The 17,906-nt window shown below is 65.6% G+C and carries 30 protein-coding genes; all 30 read right to left on the reverse strand.

The features are described from left to right. Positions 1 to 6: 6 nt before the first annotated feature. The 30 genes from P6F26_RS17450 to rpsJ all read right to left on the reverse strand — a co-directional run bounded on the left by P6F26_RS17450 (position 7) and on the right by rpsJ (position 17,696). Positions 7 to 1,323, reverse strand: a complete 1,317-nt coding sequence (locus P6F26_RS17450; RefSeq protein ID WP_278029987.1) for a replication-associated recombination protein A — start codon at positions 1,321 to 1,323, stop codon at positions 7 to 9. A gap of 146 nt (positions 1,324 to 1,469) precedes the next feature. After that, a complete protein-coding gene (rplQ, locus tag P6F26_RS17455) occupies positions 1,470 to 1,895 on the reverse strand; it encodes a 50S ribosomal protein L17 (RefSeq protein WP_278029988.1) in 426 nt (141 codons plus the stop codon). 128 nt (positions 1,896 to 2,023) lie between these two features. Beyond that, positions 2,024 to 3,040 carry a DNA-directed RNA polymerase subunit alpha gene (locus tag P6F26_RS17460; protein ID WP_278029989.1) on the reverse strand — a complete coding sequence of 339 codons (1,017 nt, stop codon included), beginning with the start codon at positions 3,038 to 3,040 and terminating at the stop codon, positions 2,024 to 2,026. A gap of 111 nt (positions 3,041 to 3,151) precedes the next feature. Further along, entirely contained in the window at positions 3,152 to 3,541 is a 390-nt protein-coding gene (gene rpsK / locus P6F26_RS17465) for a 30S ribosomal protein S11 (RefSeq protein ID WP_278029990.1), read from the reverse strand. 15 nt (positions 3,542 to 3,556) lie between these two features. Continuing rightward, a complete protein-coding gene (gene rpsM, locus P6F26_RS17470) occupies positions 3,557 to 3,925 on the reverse strand; it encodes a 30S ribosomal protein S13 (RefSeq protein WP_278029991.1) in 369 nt (122 codons plus the stop codon). 227 nt (positions 3,926 to 4,152) lie between these two features. After that, entirely contained in the window at positions 4,153 to 4,794 is a 642-nt protein-coding gene (locus P6F26_RS17475) for an adenylate kinase (RefSeq protein ID WP_278029992.1), read from the reverse strand. Next, positions 4,791 to 6,161, reverse strand: coding sequence for a preprotein translocase subunit SecY (gene secY, locus P6F26_RS17480; protein WP_278029993.1), 1,371 nt, complete (start codon positions 6,159 to 6,161; stop codon positions 4,791 to 4,793). Before secY ends, P6F26_RS17475 begins: the two co-directional genes overlap by 4 nt. 130 nt (positions 6,162 to 6,291) lie before the next feature. Then, the gene (gene rplO, locus P6F26_RS17485) at positions 6,292 to 6,765 is read right to left on the reverse strand and encodes a 50S ribosomal protein L15 (RefSeq protein WP_278029994.1); all 474 of its coding nucleotides are present in this window, start codon (positions 6,763 to 6,765) and stop codon (positions 6,292 to 6,294) included. Between the two features lie 121 nt (positions 6,766 to 6,886). Further along, positions 6,887 to 7,348 (reverse strand): hypothetical protein, encoded by a 462-nt coding sequence (locus P6F26_RS17490; RefSeq protein WP_278029995.1) that lies wholly within the window; start codon positions 7,346 to 7,348, stop codon positions 6,887 to 6,889. A 141-nt stretch (positions 7,349 to 7,489) separates the two neighbouring features. Continuing rightward, complete coding sequence (rpmD, locus tag P6F26_RS17495; RefSeq protein WP_278029996.1) at positions 7,490 to 7,678, reverse strand: 50S ribosomal protein L30; 189 nt, start codon at positions 7,676 to 7,678, stop codon at positions 7,490 to 7,492. Positions 7,679 to 7,683: 5 nt separating this feature from the next. Next, positions 7,684 to 8,262: a 30S ribosomal protein S5 gene (gene rpsE, locus P6F26_RS17500; RefSeq protein WP_278029997.1), complete on the reverse strand. Its 579-nt coding sequence runs from the start codon at positions 8,260 to 8,262 to the stop codon at positions 7,684 to 7,686. A gap of 174 nt (positions 8,263 to 8,436) precedes the next feature. Further along, entirely contained in the window at positions 8,437 to 8,796 is a 360-nt protein-coding gene (gene rplR / locus P6F26_RS17505; RefSeq protein WP_278029998.1) for a 50S ribosomal protein L18, read from the reverse strand. 12 nt (positions 8,797 to 8,808) lie between these two features. Further along, entirely contained in the window at positions 8,809 to 9,342 is a 534-nt protein-coding gene (gene rplF, locus P6F26_RS17510) for a 50S ribosomal protein L6 (protein ID WP_278029999.1), read from the reverse strand. A 12-nt stretch (positions 9,343 to 9,354) separates the two neighbouring features. Next, positions 9,355 to 9,747, reverse strand: a complete 393-nt coding sequence (gene rpsH, locus P6F26_RS17515) for a 30S ribosomal protein S8 (protein ID WP_278030000.1) — start codon at positions 9,745 to 9,747, stop codon at positions 9,355 to 9,357. 12 nt (positions 9,748 to 9,759) lie between these two features. Next, positions 9,760 to 10,065, reverse strand: coding sequence for a 30S ribosomal protein S14 (rpsN, locus tag P6F26_RS17520; RefSeq protein ID WP_278030001.1), 306 nt, complete (start codon positions 10,063 to 10,065; stop codon positions 9,760 to 9,762). Positions 10,066 to 10,083: 18 nt separating this feature from the next. Then, entirely contained in the window at positions 10,084 to 10,644 is a 561-nt protein-coding gene (rplE, locus tag P6F26_RS17525; RefSeq protein WP_278030002.1) for a 50S ribosomal protein L5, read from the reverse strand. After that, entirely contained in the window at positions 10,637 to 10,948 is a 312-nt protein-coding gene (gene rplX, locus P6F26_RS17530; protein ID WP_278030003.1) for a 50S ribosomal protein L24, read from the reverse strand. The genes rplE and rplX overlap by 8 nt, the downstream gene beginning before the upstream one ends. Continuing rightward, entirely contained in the window at positions 10,948 to 11,316 is a 369-nt protein-coding gene (gene rplN / locus P6F26_RS17535; RefSeq protein WP_088650278.1) for a 50S ribosomal protein L14, read from the reverse strand. Before rplN ends, rplX begins: the two co-directional genes overlap by 1 nt. Before the next feature lie 82 nt (positions 11,317 to 11,398). Continuing rightward, positions 11,399 to 11,632, reverse strand: coding sequence for a 30S ribosomal protein S17 (gene rpsQ / locus P6F26_RS17540; protein WP_278030004.1), 234 nt, complete (start codon positions 11,630 to 11,632; stop codon positions 11,399 to 11,401). Then, positions 11,632 to 11,841 carry a 50S ribosomal protein L29 gene (rpmC, locus tag P6F26_RS17545; RefSeq protein ID WP_278030005.1) on the reverse strand — a complete coding sequence of 70 codons (210 nt, stop codon included), beginning with the start codon at positions 11,839 to 11,841 and terminating at the stop codon, positions 11,632 to 11,634. Before rpmC ends, rpsQ begins: the two co-directional genes overlap by 1 nt. Before the next feature lie 256 nt (positions 11,842 to 12,097). Continuing rightward, positions 12,098 to 12,718, reverse strand: coding sequence for a TIGR02466 family protein (locus tag P6F26_RS17550; RefSeq protein ID WP_278030006.1), 621 nt, complete (start codon positions 12,716 to 12,718; stop codon positions 12,098 to 12,100). A gap of 124 nt (positions 12,719 to 12,842) precedes the next feature. Further along, the gene (rplP, locus tag P6F26_RS17555) at positions 12,843 to 13,256 is read right to left on the reverse strand and encodes a 50S ribosomal protein L16 (protein WP_278030007.1); all 414 of its coding nucleotides are present in this window, start codon (positions 13,254 to 13,256) and stop codon (positions 12,843 to 12,845) included. A gap of 13 nt (positions 13,257 to 13,269) precedes the next feature. Further along, a complete protein-coding gene (gene rpsC, locus P6F26_RS17560) occupies positions 13,270 to 13,974 on the reverse strand; it encodes a 30S ribosomal protein S3 (protein ID WP_278030008.1) in 705 nt (234 codons plus the stop codon). Next, positions 13,974 to 14,354 (reverse strand): 50S ribosomal protein L22, encoded by a 381-nt coding sequence (rplV, locus tag P6F26_RS17565; RefSeq protein ID WP_278030009.1) that lies wholly within the window; start codon positions 14,352 to 14,354, stop codon positions 13,974 to 13,976. The genes rpsC and rplV overlap by 1 nt, the downstream gene beginning before the upstream one ends. A gap of 3 nt (positions 14,355 to 14,357) precedes the next feature. Beyond that, positions 14,358 to 14,636, reverse strand: a complete 279-nt coding sequence (gene rpsS / locus P6F26_RS17570) for a 30S ribosomal protein S19 (protein WP_278030010.1) — start codon at positions 14,634 to 14,636, stop codon at positions 14,358 to 14,360. A 3-nt stretch (positions 14,637 to 14,639) separates the two neighbouring features. Next, positions 14,640 to 15,482, reverse strand: coding sequence for a 50S ribosomal protein L2 (gene rplB, locus P6F26_RS17575; RefSeq protein WP_278030011.1), 843 nt, complete (start codon positions 15,480 to 15,482; stop codon positions 14,640 to 14,642). 138 nt (positions 15,483 to 15,620) lie between these two features. Continuing rightward, positions 15,621 to 15,917, reverse strand: coding sequence for a 50S ribosomal protein L23 (locus P6F26_RS17580; RefSeq protein WP_278030012.1), 297 nt, complete (start codon positions 15,915 to 15,917; stop codon positions 15,621 to 15,623). Continuing rightward, positions 15,914 to 16,534: a 50S ribosomal protein L4 gene (gene rplD, locus P6F26_RS17585; RefSeq protein ID WP_278030013.1), complete on the reverse strand. Its 621-nt coding sequence runs from the start codon at positions 16,532 to 16,534 to the stop codon at positions 15,914 to 15,916. The genes P6F26_RS17580 and rplD overlap by 4 nt, the downstream gene beginning before the upstream one ends. Beyond that, positions 16,531 to 17,373: a 50S ribosomal protein L3 gene (rplC, locus tag P6F26_RS17590; RefSeq protein ID WP_278030014.1), complete on the reverse strand. Its 843-nt coding sequence runs from the start codon at positions 17,371 to 17,373 to the stop codon at positions 16,531 to 16,533. Before rplC ends, rplD begins: the two co-directional genes overlap by 4 nt. 14 nt (positions 17,374 to 17,387) lie before the next feature. Further along, entirely contained in the window at positions 17,388 to 17,696 is a 309-nt protein-coding gene (gene rpsJ / locus P6F26_RS17595) for a 30S ribosomal protein S10 (protein WP_025311767.1), read from the reverse strand. Between the last annotated feature and the right edge of the window lie 210 nt (positions 17,697 to 17,906).

The raw sequence follows: 17,906 nt of genomic DNA on the forward strand, positions 1-17,906 counted from the left end.
GCATTGTCAACGCTGCCGCTTCTTGCGCAGGCCCTCGAACCAGTCGAGACGCTTCTTCAGGTCCCGCTCGAAGCCGCGTTCGACAGGCTCGTAGAACTGCGCCCGGCTCATCCTGTCGGGGAAGTAGGACTGGCCCGAGAACCCCTCTTCGGCGTCGTGGTCGTATTCGTATCCCGCGCCGTAACCCTCGTCCTTCATCAGCTTGGTGGGCGCGTTCAGGATGTGCTTGGGCGGCGGCAGCGAGCCCGTCGACCTCGCGCTGGCCCGCGACGCCTTGTAGGCGACGTAGGCCGCGTTCGATTTCGGCGCGAGCGCGAGGTAGAGGACCGCCTGCGCCAGCGCCAGTTCGCCCTCGGGACTGCCCAGCCGTTCGTAGGTTTCCCATGCGTCGAGGCACTGGCGCTGCGCCGCCGGGTCGGCAAGGCCGATGTCCTCGACCGCCATCCGCGTGATGCGCCGCGCGAGGTAGCGGGGATCCTCGCCCCCCTCCAGCATCCGCGCAAGCCAGTAGAGCGCGGCGTCGGGGTCCGAGCCGCGCACCGCCTTGTGCAGCGCGGAGATGAGGTTGTAGTGCGCATCGCCCGACTTGTCGTATTGCGCCGCGCGGCGTTGCAGGCGGTGCGCGAGCCCGCCCGCATCGAGCGGGGCGGGCGTCTGCCAGCCGGCAATCTGCTCCACGAGGTTGAGAAGCGCGCGCCCGTCGCCGTCGGCCATGCCGATCAGCGCATGGCGCGCCTCGTCGGTAAGCGGCAGCCTGCGGCCGATCTCGGTCTCGGCGCGCTCCAGCATGGCGGTCAGCTCGTCGTCGGCGAGGCGCTGAAGCACGAGAACCTGCGCGCGCGACAGAAGCGCCGCGTTCAGCTCGAACGAGGGGTTCTCGGTCGTGGCGCCCACCAGAAGGATCGTCCCGTCCTCCATGTGCGGCAGGAACCCGTCCTGCTGCGCCTTGTTGAAGCGGTGGATCTCGTCGACGAACAGAAGCGTCCCCTGCCCGTTGGCATGGCGATGCCTCGCCGCCTCGAACACCTTCCGCAACTCGGGGACCCCGGTGAAGATCGCGCTGATCTGGACGAAGTGGAGATCCGTCTCGTCCGCGAGCAGCCGCGCGATGGTCGTCTTGCCGACCCCCGGCGGCCCCCAGAAGACCAGCGAGGGAAGCGCGCCGCCGTCCAGCATGACGCGCAGGCTTCCTTCGGGTCCCAGAAGGTGCTGCTGCCCGATCACGTCGGACAGGCGCTTTGGCCGCAGGCGGTCCGCAAGCGGACGCGGGCCCTTTTCCGCCGGCTCCCCGGTATTTGGCGCGCTGTCGAAGAGGTCTGTCATGCTGGGGTCACTCTACCGCTGCCGGAGGGCGGGCTTCAATGCGTGCCGGGGGCCGGGGCCGGTCCCGGAAACGCAAAATCCCCGGCCTGCCGGCCGGGGACGTTGATCGTGGTTCGGTGCTGCGGCCGCCGGAACGGCCGGGCGCCTCAATCCTCGTCGCCGAGCGCCTCTTCGGCCTCGACGCGGGCGCGATCGCCGGCGCCCTTGGCGTCGGGGTCGCGCTCGACGAATTCGATGATCGCCATCGGCGCCATGTCACCGTAGCGGAAGCCCGCCTTCAGGACGCGGACGTAGCCACCCTGACGCTCGGCGTAGCGGGGGCCGAGGATGTCGAACAGCTTGGCGACGTGGGCGTCCTGCTTGAGCTGAGCCGCGGCCTGGCGGCGGGCATGCAGGTCGCCGCGCTTGGCGAGCGTGATCAGCTTTTCCACCACAGGGCGCAGTTCCTTCGCCTTAGGCAGGGTCGTCTTGATCTGTTCGTGTTCGATGAGCGAGCCGGCCATGTTGGCGAACATCGACTTGCGATGTTCTGCGGTCCGGTTCAGGCGGCGATATCCGCGGGCGTGGCGCATGATTCAGGTCTCCGTTTGATGCTTTGTCCAGGATCCGTGCGTTGCGGACCCATCCTTGTTGGGGCGGAATTGCCCGGGTGCCGACGAATGCGGCGGGGTGCGGTGCGGGGGCCGAAGCCCCCGTCCCGTCAGAAGTTGTCTTCGTATTTCTTGGCCAGTTCCTCGATGTTGTCGGGCGGCCAATCCACGATGTCCATGCCGAGATGAAGGCCCATGCCCGAAAGCACTTCCTTGATCTCGTTCAGCGACTTTCGCCCGAAGTTCGGAGTGCGGAGCATTTCCGCCTCGGTCTTCTGGATCAGGTCGCCGATATAGACGATGTTGTCGTTCTTCAGGCAGTTCGCCGAACGCACCGAAAGCTCGAGCTCGTCCACCTTCTTGAGGAGGAGCGGGTTGAACTCCAGGTCGTCCTCGTCGTCCGCGCGGCCGGCCGATTCCGGCTCGTCGAAGTTGACGAAGATCGACAGCTGGTCCTGCAGGATGCGCGCGGCATAGGCCACGGCATCGTCGGGCGTGACCGAGCCGTCGGTTTCCAGCTTCAGCGTCAGCTTGTCGTAGTCGAGGACCTGCCCCTCACGCGTGGGCTGCACGTCGTAGGACACCTTGCGGACCGGCGAATAGATCGCGTCGATCGGGATGAGGCCGATGGGCGCGTCCTCGGGACGGTTCTTGTCGGACGAGACGTAACCCTTGCCCGTGCTCACCGTCAGCTCGATGTAGAGGTCCGCACCGTCGTCGAGGTGGCAGATCACGTGGTCCTTGTTCAGGACCTCGATGCCCGCGCTTTCCGAGATGTCGCCCGCCGTCACGACCTTGGGGCCGCGCGCCGAGATCGAAAGGCGCTTGGGCCCCTCGGTCTCCATCCGCAGGGCGACGCCCTTGAGGTTCAGGACGATGTCGGTGACGTCCTCGCGGACGCCCGCGACGCTCGAGAACTCGTGCAGCACGCCGTCGATCTGGACGCTGGTGATGGCCGCGCCCTGAAGCGAGCTCATCAGCACCCGGCGCAGCGCGTTGCCGAGCGTGAGGCCGAAGCCCCGCTCCAACGGCTCGGCGACGACGGTCGCCTTGCGCGCGGGATCGTTGCCCGGCTGAACGACCAGCTGGGTCGGCTTGATGAGCTCTTGCCAATTCTTGTGGATCATGCGTCGCCTCCATTCCTGTGGCGCGGGGATCCATCCGCGTCACGCTCGAGGATCAAAATGACGTCGGCAGGCCGCATGGATGATGCAGCCTGCCGTAGGATTTCCGTGGCCTCAGACGCGGCGGCGCTTGGGCGGACGGCAGCCGTTGTGGGCAATCGGGGTCACGTCGCGGATGGACGTGATCTGGAAGCCGACGGCCGCGAGCGCGCGAAGGGCGCTTTCACGGCCGGAGCCGGGGCCCTGAACCTCGATCTCGATGGTCTTGACGCCATGCTCCTGCGCCTTGCGGCCCGCGTCCTCGGCGGCCATCTGGGCGGCGTAGGGGGTCGACTTGCGCGACCCCTTGAAGCCCATGGTGCCGGCGGACGACCAGGAGATCGCGTTGCCCTGAACGTCGGAGATCAGGATCTTGGTGTTGTTGAAGGACGAGTTCACATGCGCCACACCGGCGGCGATGTTCTTCGAGACCTTGCGCTTTGCGGGACGACGATCGCGTGCCATTTCAGATGCCCTCCCTTATTTCTTCTTGCCGGCGATGGCTTTGGCCGGGCCCTTGCGGGTGCGCGCGTTGGTGTGCGTGCGCTGGCCGCGGACCGGCAGGTTGCGGCGATGGCGCAGGCCGCGGTAGCTGCCGAGGTCCATCAGGCGCTTGATGTTCATCTGCGTCTCGCGGCGCAGGTCGCCCTCGACGGTCAGGTTCGCGTCGATGTGCTCGCGGATCTGGAGCACTTCGGCATCCGACAGCTCGTTGACGCGGCGCGTCTGGTCGATGCCGACGGCATCGCAGATCTCGCGCGCGGTCGTGCGGCCGATCCCGGTGATGTAGGTGAGCGCGATGGGAACGCGCTTGGCGGTGGGGATGTTGACCCCTGCGATTCGTGCCAAGGCTTTTGGTCCTCAAGGTTGCGAGCCCGTAACGCCAGGCCCTTTTTTCACAACGAAAGGTCGCAACCGGCGGTGCGGCTGGACCCGGATTTCAGGTCGATTGCGGCGGATGTCGAATCTGCGCGCGATCAAGGGTTCCCGGAGGGAAGTCGCCACATAGGTGGTTTAGGGAATGCCGTCAAGAACGGAAGGCCCGCCTGTCAAGCGAATTTTGCGAACAACTGGAACTAGTCGAGGACGGCCGAGATTTCGGCGGCGACTTCGTCGATCTCGCCCAGTCCGTTCACGCCGCGAAGCAGGTCCTTGGCATGGTAATAACCAACGAGGGGCGAGGTCTGCTTGTAGTACGCCATGAGGCGCGTGCGCAGGCTTTCCTCGTTGTCGTCGGAGCGGCGCTTGAACTCGGTCCCGCCGCACTTCACGCACTTGCCGTCGTCCGGGATCGGCTTGGTGATGTCGTTGTAGACCTCGCCGCAGCTCGCGCAGGTGGAGCGCGCGGTGATCCGTTGGACCAGCGCCGCGTCGTCGACCTGCATCTCGATCACGGCGTCCAGCGCCTGCCCCTCCTCGGCCAGAAGTGCGCCGAGCGCATCGGCCTGCGCCAGCGTCCGGGGGAAGCCGTCGAAGATGAAGCCCGCGCCCGTCTCGCCTTCCAGCTTCTCGCGGATCAGGCCGATGACGATCTCGTCGGTGACAAGCTCGCCCCGGGCCATCACCTCGGCCACGCGGTTGCCCATCTCGGTACCGCTGTCCTTGGCGTCACGCAGCATGTCGCCCGTCGAAAGCTGCACCAGCCCCCGCTCTTCCACGAGACGACGCGCCTGCGTTCCCTTGCCGGCGCCCGGCGGACCCAGAAGAATGATGTTCATCGCCGCGCCGGCCCTTTCCGCGGCTTCGTCGAACCGCTTTTCCTGCCCCTCAGCTGGGACTTCTCGAGCAGCCCCTCGTACTGGTGCGCCAGAAGGTGCGACTGGATCTGCTGCACGGTGTCCATGCCGACCGAGACGATGATGAGGATCGACGTGCCGCCGAAGTAGGCGGTGATCGCGAGGTTGGTGCGCACGATCTCGGGCATGAGCACGACGAGCGCGAGATAGGCCGAGCCAAGCACCAGCACGCGGTTGACGACGTATTCCAGGTATTCCGACGTCCGCTTCCCGGGCCGGATGCCGGGGATGAAGCCGTTCTGGTTCTTCAGGTTGTCGGCCACGTCGTCCGTCTTGAAGGACACGTTGAGCGTGTAGAAGTAGGTGAAGAACACGATCATCGACGCGAGGAACGCGAGGTAGAGCGGCTGCCCCGGCCCGAAGTTCGCGAGGATCCAGCCAAGCACCGGGCCGCTCGCCTGCCCGCCCGAGAAGGTGGTCAGCGTCGTGGGCAGAAGCAGCAGCGACGAGGCGAAGATCGCGGGAATGACGCCCGCCGGGTTCACCTTGATCGGAAGATGGCTGGAGCCGCCGTCATAGACCTTCATCCCCACCTGCCGGCGCGGATACTGGATGTGGATCTTCCTGAGGGACCGCTCCATGAAGACGACGAAGAACAGCGTCGCGATCAGCATCGCGATCACCCCGAGGATCGCGGGCGTCGTAAGGGCGCCGGACCGGCCGGATTCGAAGAACTGCGCAAGCGCCGCGGGAATTTCCGCGATGATGCCCACGAAGATGATCAGCGAGATGCCGTTGCCGATGCCGCGGTTGGTGATCTGCTCGCCCAGCCACATCAGGAACATCGTGCCGCCGACCAGCGTGATGACGCAGGCCGCGCGGAAGAACCAGCCGGGATCCGAGGCAAGCCCGCCCGATTCCATGCTGACGGCAAGCCCGTAGGCCTGCGCCGTCGCAAGCGCCACGGTGCCGTAGCGGGTATACTGGTTGAGCTTCTTGCGCCCCTGCTCGCCCTCTTTCTTCAGCTGCTCCATGGACGGCACCATGGCCGCCATGAGCTGCACGATGATCGAGGCCGAGATGTAGGGCATGATCCCCAGCGCGAAGACGCCCATGCGGGACAGCGCGCCACCGGTGAACATGTTGAGCACGCCGCCCAGACCGGCCGCCGCCTGGTCGAAGAAGGCGCGCAGTTCGGTCCCGTCGATGCCGGGAACCGGGATGTAGGTGCCGATCCGGTAGATGATCAGAAGGCCAAGCGTGAACCAGATGCGCTGACGCAGTTCCGTGGCCTTGCCGAAGGCCCGCCAGCTCATGTTCGCGGCCATTTGCTCCGCTGCTGATGCCATGCCGCCTCTCTCATGAACGCCGCGCCGCAAGACCGATGAAAGGATCCCGCGGCGCGAATTGGGTCAGGTTCGATTTAGGCTGCGCATTCGCCAGCCACAACCACTGCGCGCCCGAAACAGGCCCGGCGGGTTATTCCGCCGCAGCCGCTGTCGCGGTCTTGAGCGAGCCGCCCGCCTTCTCCACCGCGGCGACGGCGGCCTTGGAGGCGCCCGTGACCGAGATGGTGAGTTTGGAGGTCACGTCGCCCTTGGCGAGCACACGGACGCCATCGAGCTTCCGGCGCACGAGACCGGATGCGACCAGCGCGTCCTCGGTGATCTCGGAGCTCGCGTCCAGCTTGCCGGCCTCGACGAACTTCTCGATGAGACCGAGGTTCACCACGGCGAATTCCTTGCGGTTCGGCTTGTTGAAGCCGCGCTTGGGAAGCCGCTGGTAGAGCGGCATCTGGCCGCCCTCGTAGGCGTTGATCGCCACGCCCGAACGGGACTTCTGGCCCTTGATGCCGCGGCCGGCGGTCTTGCCCTTGCCCGAGCCGGGGCCGCGGCCGATGCGCTTGGCCTTGCGGGTCGCGCCGGGATTGTCGCGCAGTTCGTTGAGTTTCATGGTTCGCTTCTCCTGAGCCGGAAACGCCCCCCGAAGCGTATGGGGCGGACACGGCATGTCTTGAATGCAGAATGCGGCCGGACAGGCCACCGCGGGCGTATAGACGCAAGGCCGTTGGGGATCAAGTGCTGTCGATACGGTCGCTAGCCGGCGCGTAGGGCAGGAAATCGCCCGCGGCCATAAGCTCGGCGACGCTGCCGGCGCGAAGGTCGAGAGCGGCGAAGGCTTCGGCCCGCGAGCGGTAGAGCTCCACGCCGATTCCCTCCGCGTTCTGCGACAGCGTCAGGAAGATCCGCGCAAGGCCGTAGACGACGTCATCGGGCACGATGAGGACGATCCGCGTCTGTACCCCGTGCTGGCGGACATGCTCGTTCACGCGGTTGAGCGCTGACCACAGAGAGCTGAACCCCGCGTCGAGGTTCGAGACCTCGGATAGATCGTTGAGCTTGGTGCGTCCCGCCCGGTAATTCGCGTCGCTGCGGTAGCGGGCAAAGGATTCGCGCCATTCGTCCATATCGACGTCGCCTGACCACGACGAATAGACGAGGTCGAGTTCGAGGGAAGTATGGAATACGATGGGCACGTCAGATGCCCCGCCTGCCCGGCCTGCGCGCCACCGGCATTTGCCCCCGTCGAACCTCCCAGACGATTGCTTCTGAAAGCAAAATGCTCCAGCCCGAGGGCTGGAGCAATCGTCAGGGTAAACTGTTGAACAGTCGAATATTCAGTCGCGCTCTTCGACGATTTCGACAAGGTGCGGGATCTTGCGGATCATGCCGCGAACCGAGGGCGTATCCTCCAGTTCGCGCGTCCGGTGCATCTTGTTCAGGCCGAGGCCGATCAGCGTCTGGCGCTGGATCTGCGGGCGGCGGATCGGCGAGCCGATCTGTTTGACGACGATGGTCTTTGCCATGGGTCTCAGGCCTCCTCGGCTACCTGGCTCGATTCGGCCGGAGCCTCGTCGCGCTTGGGCAGGATGTCGGCCACCTTCTTGCCGCGACGGGCGGCGACCTGGCGGGGCGACGTCTCCTGGCGGAGACCGTCGAGGGTGGCGCGGATCATGTTGTAGGGGTTCTGCGTGCCGGTCGACTTGGCGACCACGTCCTTGATGCCGAGCATCTCGAACACGGCGCGCATCGGACCGCCGGCGATGATGCCGGTGCCTTCGGGCGCGGTGCGCATCACGACCTTGCCGGCGCCATGATGGCCCTTGATGTCGTGGTGCAGCGTGCGGCCTTCCTTCAGCGGCACGCGGATCAGGTTGCGCTTGGCCTGCTCGGTCGCCTTGCGGATCGCCTCGGGGACCTCCTTGGCCTTGCCCTTGCCGAAGCCCACGCGGCCGCGCTGATCGCCGACGATGACGAGCGCCGCGAAGCCGAAGCGCTTGCCGCCCTTCACGGTCTTGGAGACGCGGTTGATGGCGACCAGACGGTCGGCGAATTCGGGGTTTTCCTCGCGCTCCTGGCGGCGTCCCCGGCGTTGATCACGTTCTGCCATACGGCATTCCTTCTTGTCGGTGACGCGCCCGCGGCGCGCCGGTTGGCTCGATCGCGGTGAGTGGGCCGATGGCCTGCTCCCCGATCATCGAGACGGCGCGGGGCGCCGCCTTCGGGTCGTTTCGGTCGCGCGGGCGGGCCGGGCCTCGATGCCCCCGCCCGCCCGCGCGGATCTTCAGAACTTCAGTCCGCCCTCGCGCGCCGCATCGGCCAGCGCCTTGACGCGGCCATGGAACAGGAAGCCGCCACGGTCGAAGTAGCATTCCTCGATCCCGGCCTTCTTGGCCCGCTCGGCAATCGCGGCGCCCACCTTCGCGGCGGCCTCCACGTTGTTCTTGCCGATGATGCCGAGCGACGCTTCCAGCGACGAGGCCGAAGCCAGCGTGCGCCCTTCGGCATCGTCGATCAGCTGGACGCTGATGTTCTTGTTCGAACGGTGGACCGACAGGCGCGGACGCCCGGCAGCCAGATCCCGCAACTTGTTCCGGGTGCGCAGGCGGCGCTTCTGGAACAGCTCTCTCTTGGTCAGTGCCATTTGTCTGCGCCCTTACTTCTTCTTGCCTTCCTTGCGGAAGATGTACTCGCCCTTGTAGCGGATGCCCTTGCCCTTGTAGGGCTCGGGGGCGCGCCACTCGCGGATGTTGGCCGCAACCTGTCCGACCAGCTGCTGGTCGTCACCCTCGATCACCACTTCGGTGTTCTTGGGGGTGGTCACGGTAACGCCCGCGGGCACCTCGAAATCGACATCGTGGCTGTAGCCGAGCGCGAGCTTCAGGACATTGCCCTGAACCTGCGCGCGGTAGCCGACGCCCTGGATCTCGAGCTCTTTCTTGAAGCCGTCGGTCACGCCGGTCACCAGGTTCTGGACCATGGTGCGGGACATGCCCCACTGCTGGCGCGCGCGCTTGGACTTGCCGCGCGGCGTCACCGTCACGGCGTTGTCCGCCACGGCGATCGTGACGTCGTCGGTCGCGGTGAAGCTGCGGGTGCCCTTGGGCCCCTTCACCTCGATGGTCTGGCCCGCGACGGAGGCGGAAACCCCCGACGGCAGCTCGACCGGTCTTTTCCCAATACGAGACATTGCCAGAACTCCTTAGAATACCGTGCAGAGCACTTCGCCGCCGACATTGGCGGAGCGTGCTGCTGCATCGGACATCACGCCGCGCGAGGTCGAGACGATCGACACGCCGAGGCCCTGACGGACCTGCGGGATGTCGCCCACGCTCATGTAGACGCGACGGCCGGGTTTCGAGACGCGCTTGAGTTCGCGGATGACCGGGACGCCTTCGTAGTACTTCAGGCTGATCTCGAAGGCCGGGTGGCCCTTCGCATCGGTCGCGGGCTCGTAGCCGCGGATGTAGCCTTCGTCGACGAGCACGTCGAGAACGCGCGCCCGCTGCTTGGAGGCCGGGGTCATCACGGTGGACTTGCCGCGCATCTGCGAGTTGCGGATGCGGGTGAGCATATCGCCAAGAGGATCGTTCATTCCAAGTCCTCCTTACCAGCTCGACTTGACCATGCCCGGGATCTGGCCGTTCGAGGCCAGGTCACGGAGCATGATGCGGGACAGGCGCAGCTTGCGGTAATAGGCGTGCGGACGCCCCGTCAGCTGGCAGCGATTGTGAAGCCGCGTCGGCGACGAGTTGCGCGGCAGCTTCGCAAGCTTCAGACGCGCCTTGAAGCGCTCTTCCATCGGCTTGTTCTCGTCGTTGGCGATTTCCTTGAGCGACGCGCGCTTGGCGGCATACTGATCCACCAGCTTCTGACGCTTCTTCTCGCGCTCGACCATTGCTTTCTTTGCCATGAGTCTTTTCCTTCCGCGTCAGGCGTTGAACGGCATGTTGAAGTGCTTGAGAAGCGACTTCGCCTCAGCGTCCGTCTTCGCGTTGGTGACGATAATGATATCGATGCCCCAGACCTCGTCGACCTTGTCGAAGTTGATCTCGGGGAACACGATGTGCTCCTTCATTCCCATCGCGAAGTTGCCGCGGCCGTCGAAGGACGGCTTCACGCCGCGGAAGTCGCGGATGCGGGGCATTGCGATGGTGATCAGGCGATCGAGGAAGTCGTACATCCGGTCGCCGCGCAGCGTCACCTTCGCGCCGAGGGGCATGCCCTCGCGCACCCGGAAGCCTGCGATCGACTTCTTGGCGATGGTGGCGACGGCCTGCTGGCCTGCGATGGCGGTCAGGTCGTCCACGGCCGACTTGGCCTTCTTGGAGTCCCGGACAGCTTCCGCGCCGCAGCCGATGTTGAGAATGATCTTCTCCAGCCGCGGGATCATCATGTCGTTGGAGTAGCCGAATTCTTCCTTCATCGCGGGCTTGATCTGCTCGCGGAAGAGAACCTTCAGGCGCGGGGTGTAGGTGGCTGCATCAAGCATCGATCACGTCCCCCGTGGTCTTGGCGACACGCACCTTCTTGCCGTCCTTCATCTCGAAGCCGACGCGCGTGGGTTTGCCGTTCTTGTCGAGCAGAGCAAGGTTCGACAGCTGGATGGGCATCGCCTGAGGGATGCGGCCGCCCTGCGACGACTGGCTCTGCTTGGTGTGGCGGACGGCGATGTTCACGCCGTCGACGATGGCCTTGCCGTCCTGGGGCATGACGCGGGTGATCTCACCCTCCTTGCCCTTGTCCTTACCGGACAGGACGACGACGCGATCGCCCTTCTTCAGTTTCGCAGCCATCACAGCACCTCCGGCGCGAGCGAGATGATCTTCATGAAGTTCTTCGCGCGCAGCTCGCGAACCACGGGCCCGAAGATACGGGTGCCGACCGGCTCGTTGTTGTTGTTGAGGATAACGGCGGCGTTGCGGTCGAAGCGGATGGCGGTGCCATCCTCGCGGCGCACTTCCTTGGCGGTGCGCACGACGACGGCTTTGCGGACGTCGCCCTTCTTGACGCGGCCACGCGGAATGGCCTCCTTCACCGACACCACGATGATGTCGCCGACGGAGGCGTATTTCCGCTTGGAGCCACCCAGGACCTTGATGCACTGAACCTTCCGGGCTCCGGAATTGTCAGCGACATCCAGATTGGTCTGCATCTGGATCATTTGGTTTCTCCCGACGTCCCGGACCGGCGCAGTGGCACATGGGTCCGGGGGTTTCGTTCAAACCGGGGTGTGATGGAGGGCGTCAGACGCGCTCGACCACCTCCCAGCGCTTGGTTTTCGAACGGGGCGCGCATTCCTGGATGCGCACGATATCGCCCACGTTGAATTCGTTCTTCTCGTCGTGCGCGCGATACTTCTTGGACTTCCGGATCGTCTTCTGGAGAACCGGGTGCTTGAAGCGGCGCTCGACCGAAACGGTGACGGTCTGCGCGTTCGCGTCCGAGGTCACGGTGCCTTGCAGGATACGTTTGGGCATCAGTTGGCCTCCCCTGCTGCAGCCGCGGCTTTCTCGTTCAGGATGGTCTTCACGCGGGCGGCGTCACGCTTGACGACGCGCATCCGCGCGGTGTTCTCGAGCTGACCGGTGGCCTGCTGGAAACGGAGGTTGAAGGCCTCCTTCTTGAGCTGGACGAGCTGATCCCTCAGCTGGTCCGGCGTCTTCTCACGAAGCTCGCTGGCGTTCATCGCCTTTTCCTTTCCACATCACGAGGGCGCCCCGGCGCGCGGGTCACGCTGATTCCCGTGGAGTTCGGTGAATGAAGGGGGCGTATAGGCGCGGTGGGACGGGATGGCAAGCCTTTCTTCTGACGAGCCGCCATGCCGGGTTTCACCACACCTCGCGCCGGGCTTCGCCCGGACCGGCGCATGGCCCCGGGGCTCCGCCCGTTCGCGCCTCGCGAGGTCCACCGGACCTCGCGCCGGGCTTTGCCCGGACCGGCGCTCACCCCCAACCGTAGTTGAAGCTGACGCTGACCCGGTCGTTCTCGTCCATGTTCATCGGGACTTCATGGCGGAGCCAGGATTCCCACAGGAGCACGTCACCCGTCACCGGTCCCGGATAGACGAACGACCGAAGTTCCTCGCGCGCGGTCTTCCGGCGGTTCGGCGCGGCCATCATCATCGCGTGGCGCGGATCCTCCAGCTTGATCGACTTCGCGCCCGGCGGGACCTGCACATAGGTCGTCCCCGAGATCACCGAATGGGGGTGGATGTGGCTGGTGTGGATGCCGCCCTCGGGCAGGATGTTGATCCAGATGTCCTCGAGCTTCAGCGGCTTGCCCTCGAGGTCGAACTCGAGGTCCTCGGCAAAGGCCGCGACATGGGCGTCGAGCGCCTCGACCAGCGTGCCGAAGATCGGGAAGCGCCACGGCAGGTCGGTCAGCGAAGCATAGGACGTATAGCCGGGATAGCCGTTTTCCTCGCACCAGTCCTGCCCCGCCTCGTCGTCCTCGGCGATCGAGAAGCACGACGCGTTCAGTTCGTCCTCGTCCACTGCGGGGCCGAGTTCGGCCAGCTTCGCGTGGTAGAGGCGGGTGACGAAGAGGGATCTGATGTTTGCCATATGCGCGGTTTAGGCCGGCCCGTGGCCCGCCGCAATGGCGCTGTCACGCATGAAGAAGCCCCCGGACTATGCCGGGGGCCTTCGATTTCGATGGCGAGGGTCGGACGCCGGGGCGTCCCGGCCCTTACCAGTCTTCGCGGACCACGGTGCGCGTCTTGATCGGCAGCTTCATCGCCGCGAGGCGCAGGGCCTCACGGGCGACCGCCTCGGACACGCCGTCGATCTCGAACATCACGCGGCCGGGCTTGACCTTGCAGGCCCAGAAATCGACCGAGCCCTTGCCCTTGCCCATGCGGACTTCGACCGGCTTCGACGTGACCGGCGTGTCCGGGAAGATCCGGATCCAGACGCGGCCCTGACGCTTCATGTGACGCGTCATGGCACGACGTGCGGCTTCGATCTGGCGTGCCGTGACCCGCTCGGGCTGGAGCGCCTTGAGGCCGAAGGTGCCGAAGTTCAGGTCGGACCCGCCCTTGGCCTCGCCGCGGATGCGGCCCTTCTGCATCTTGCGGAATTTGGTGCGCTTAGGTTGCAGCATCTTCTCTCACTCCTTACCGGTCGCGGCGCGGGCGAGGCCCGCCGCCTTCCTGGAGCTCCGCATGGCGACGGTCACGGGCCGAAGGATCGTGCTCCATGATCTCGCCTTTGAAGATCCAGACCTTCACACCGATGATGCCATAGGGCGTCGAGGCTTCGGCCAGCGCATAGTCGATGTCGGCGCGCAGCGTGTGCAGGGGCACACGGCCCTCGCGATACCACTCCGTCCGGGCGATCTCGGCGCCGCCGAGGCGGCCCGCGACGTTGACCCGGATGCCGAGCGATCCCATGCGGATCGCGTTCTGCACGGCCCGCTTCATCGCGCGGCGGAACGACACCCGGCGCTCGAGCTGCTGGGCGATCGACTCGGCCACGAGGGCGGCGTCGAGCTCGGGCTTGCGCACCTCGACGATGTTGAGGTGCAGCTCGCTGTCGGTCATGCTGGCAAGCTTCTTGCGCAGCGTCTCGATGTCGGCGCCCTTGCGCCCGATGATCACACCCGGGCGCGCCGTGTGGATCGTCACGCGGCACTTGCGGTGCGGACGTTCGATGATGACCTTCGAGACACCGGCCTGCTTGCATTCCTTCTCGATGAACTCACGGATCTTGAGATCCTCGAGCAGGAGGTCGCCGTATTCCTTGGTGTCTGCATACCAGCGGCTGTCCCAGGTGCGGTTCACCTGAAGGCGCATGCCGATCGGATTGACCTTGTTTCCCATTAGGCAGTCTCCTCGACCTGGCGGACCTTGATGGTCAACTCGCTGAAGGGCTTGTTGATGCGACCGAACCGGCCACGCGCCCGGGGACGGCCCCGCTTCATCACGAGGTTCTTGCCGACATAGGCCTCGGCGACGACCAGTTCGTCGACGTCGAGCCCGTGGTTGTTCTCGGCGTTGGCGATGGCCGACTGAAGGCACTTCTTCACGTCGCCGGCGATGCGCCGCTTCGAGAAGGTCAGGTCGTTCAGCGCCTTCTCGACCTTCTTGCCGCGGATCAGGGCGGCGACGAGGTTCAGCTTCTGGGGGCTCGTGCGCAGCATGCGGAGCTTCGCCATCGCCTCGTTGTCCGCCACGCGGCGGGGATTCTTATCCTTGCCCATGGCTTACTTCCTCTTGGCTTTCTTGTCGGCCGCGTGGCCGTAATAGGTCCGCGTCGGCGAATATTCCCCGAACTTCTGGCCGATCATGTCCTCGGACACGTTGACCGGGACATGCTTGTGCCCGTTGTAGACCCCGAAGGTGAGGCCCACGAACTGGGGAAGGATGGTGGAACGGCGCGACCAGATCTTGATGACGTCGTTGCGGCCCGATTCGCGGGCTTTCTCGGCCTTCTTGAGGACGTAGGAGTCGACAAAAGGCCCTTTCCAGACAGAGCGTGCCATGTCTTAGCGTCCCTTCTTCCTGGCGTGCCGCGAGCGGATGATCAGCTTCTGCGACGCCTTGTTCTTGTCGCGGGTGCGACGGCCCTTGGTGTCCTTGCCCCAGGGCGTGACCGGCGTGCGGCCGCCCGAGGTCCGGCCCTCGCCACCGCCGTGCGGGTGGTCGATCGGGTTCATCGCGACACCGCGCACGGAAGGCCGCTTGCCCATGTGGCGGGTGCGGCCGGCCTTGCCGATGTTCTGGTTCGAGTTGTCGGGGTTCGAAACGGCACCGACGGTCGCCATGCACTCCTGACGCACCAGGCGAAGCTCGCCCGAGGACAGGCGGATCTGGGCGTAGCCGCCGTCACGGCCGACGAACTGGGCGTAGGTGCCAGCGGCCCGCGCGATCTGGCCGCCCTTGCCGGGCTTCAGCTCGATATTGTGGACGATCGTGCCGATCGGCATCCCCGAGAACGGCATCGCGTTGCCCGGCTTGATGTCGGCCTTCGCGCTCGCCACCACTGTGTCGCCGATGGCGAGACGCTGCGGCGCGAGGATGTAGGCCTGTTCGCCGTCATGATAGCGGATCAGCGCGATGAATGCGGTCCGGTTGGGATCGTACTCGATCCGCTCGACCAGCGCCGGAACGTCGAACTTCGTGCGCTTGAAATCGACGATGCGATAGAGACGCTTCGCCCCGCCACCGCGGCGTCGTGCGGTGATCCGTCCGGTATTGTTCCGGCCGCCGTTCTTCGTCAGACCCTCGGTGAGGCTCTTGACCGGACGACCTTTCCAAAGCTCCGAACGGTCGATCAGCACCAGCCCGCGCTGGCCCGGCGTCGTCGGCTTGTACGACTTGAGTGCCATGCTTCCTGTCTTCCGTTTGCTTTGCGGGTCCGCGCCGTCGTGGCGCTTTCCCTGTGGGTGAAGGGCCCCGAAGGTCCCCGTATGGTTCAAATGCGACGGCCCCGGGTGAGTCCGGGGCCGTGCGGATGTCGCGACCTATTAAAGACCGGTCGAGACGTCAATGGTGTTGCCCTCTTCGAGGGTCACATAGGCCTTCTTCACGTCCTTCCGGGTGCCCTTGATGCCCCGGAAGCGCTTGTTCTTGCCCTTGGTGATGGTCGTGTTCACGGCCTTCACCTTCACGCCGAACAGCGTTTCCACCGCTTCCTTGATCTGCGGCTTGTTCGCGTCGATGGCGACCTCGAAGACGACGGCGCCATGCTCGGATGCCATCGTCGACTTCTCGGTGATGATCGGCTTGCGGATCACGTCGTAGTGTTGGGGCTTCACGCTCATTGCAGACGCGCCTCCAGCGCTTCGAGACCGGCCTTGGTGATCACCAGGGTGTCCCGCTTGAGGATGTCGTAGACGTTCGCGCCCATCGACGGCAGCACGTCGATGCCTTCGATGTTGCGTGCCGCCAGGACGAAGTTCTCGTCCACGACGGCGCCGTCGATGATGAGCGCGCGCTTCCAGCCGAGCTCGCGGACCTGCTTGGCAAGCGTGCTCGTCTTCGCGGTCTCGACCTTCGCCGCCTCGATCACGACAAGCTCGCCCGCCGCCATCTTGGCGGACAGCGCGTGCTTGAGGCCCAGCTTGCGGAACTTCTTGGGAAGCTCGTGCGCGTGGCTGCGCGGGGTCGGGCCCTTGTAGACGCCACCCTTGCGGAAGATCGGCGCGTTCCGGTCACCGTGGCGTGCGCCGCCGGTGCCCTTCTGGCGATAGATCTTCTTGGTCGAGTAGCTCGTCTCGGAGCGGGTCTTGACCTTGTGCGTGCCGGCCTGCGCCTTGTTGCGCTGCCAGCGGACGACGCGGTGCAGGATGTCCGCGCGCGGCTCGAGCCCGAAGATGTCGTCGCCGAGCTCGACCGAACCGGCCTTGCCGCCGTCCAGCTTGATCACGTCGAGTTTCATTCCTCACCGTCCTTCTTCTCGGCTTCGATGTCGGCCTCGGCCTCCTTCAGAGCCTCGGCTTCTGCTGCGGCCTGCTCCTCGGCGAGGCGCTGTGCCTCGGCCTCGGCCTCGGCTGCGGCCAGCGCGGCTGCTTCCTCGGCGGCTTTCGCAGCTTCGTCGGCGGCGGAGCGCAGCGCGGCGGGCAGGATCGCGTTCTCGGGGAACGCCTTCTTCACGGCGTCCTTCACCGTGACCCAGCCGCCCTTCGATCCGGGAACGGCGCCCTTGACCATGATCAGGCCGCGGTCGGCGTCGGTGCGCACGACCTGCAGGTTCTGCGTGGTCACGCGGGCCGCGCCCATGTGTCCGGCCATCTTCTTGCCCTTGAACACGCGGCCGGGGTCCTGACACTGACCGGTGGAGCCGTGCGACCGGTGGCTGATCGACACGCCGTGCGAAGCGCGGAGACCGCCGAAGTTGTGCCGCTTCATGGCACCGGCGAAGCCCTTGCCGATCGAGGTGCCCGTCACGTCGACGTACTGACCCTCGAAGTAGTGGTCCGCGATGATCTCCTCGCCGACGGCCAGGAGGTTGTCGGGATCGACGCGGAACTCGGCCAGCTTGCGCTTCGGCTCGACCGACGCCTTGGCGAAGACGCCGCGCATCGGGGCCGAGACCCGCTTGACCTTCGCCGTGCCGGCGCCGAGCTGAACGGCCGAATAGCCATCCTTCTCGGCCGTCCGCTGCGCGACGACCTGAAGCTTGTCGAGTTGAAGGACGGTCACGGGAACCTGCTTCCCGTCCTCCATGAACAGCCGGGTCATGCCCAGCTTCCTTGCGATGACGCCAGAGCGCAACATGGTGGTAGCCCCCCTCAAACCTTGATCTCGACGTCCACGCCGGCGGCGAGGTCGAGCTTCATGAGCGCGTCCACCGTCTGCGGGGTCGGATCGACGATGTCGAGAAGACGCTTGTGCGTCCGGATCTCCCACTGGTCGCGCGACTTCTTGTCGACGTGCGGACCGCGGAGAACGGTGAACTTCTCGATCTTGTTGGGAAGCGGGATCGGCCCGCGGACCTGCGCGCCCGTACGCTTCGCGGTGTTCACGATCTCCTGCGTGGAGGCGTCGAGAACCCGGTAGTCGAACGCCTTGAGGCGGATCCGGATGTTCTGGCTGGCAATCGCCATGTGCTTTTCCTTTCAGTTGAGAGGAGGGGCGCGCCGCGACCCTCGTCGAACCGGTTTCATTTTGCGCCGGGCTGGATACCGGCGAAGGCCGCGCTCGTATCGCGCGACCTTCGCATGTTCAAGGGGTCATCGGAGGCTCTTTCGAGCTCTCCGACGGAGGCCGTCGATCACTCGATGATCTTCGACACGACGCCGGCGCCGACC

Origin of the sequence: Roseicyclus salinarum, from assembly GCF_029624655.1 — a bacterium.
Classification (GTDB): domain Bacteria; phylum Pseudomonadota; class Alphaproteobacteria; order Rhodobacterales; family Rhodobacteraceae; genus Roseibacterium; species Roseibacterium salinarum.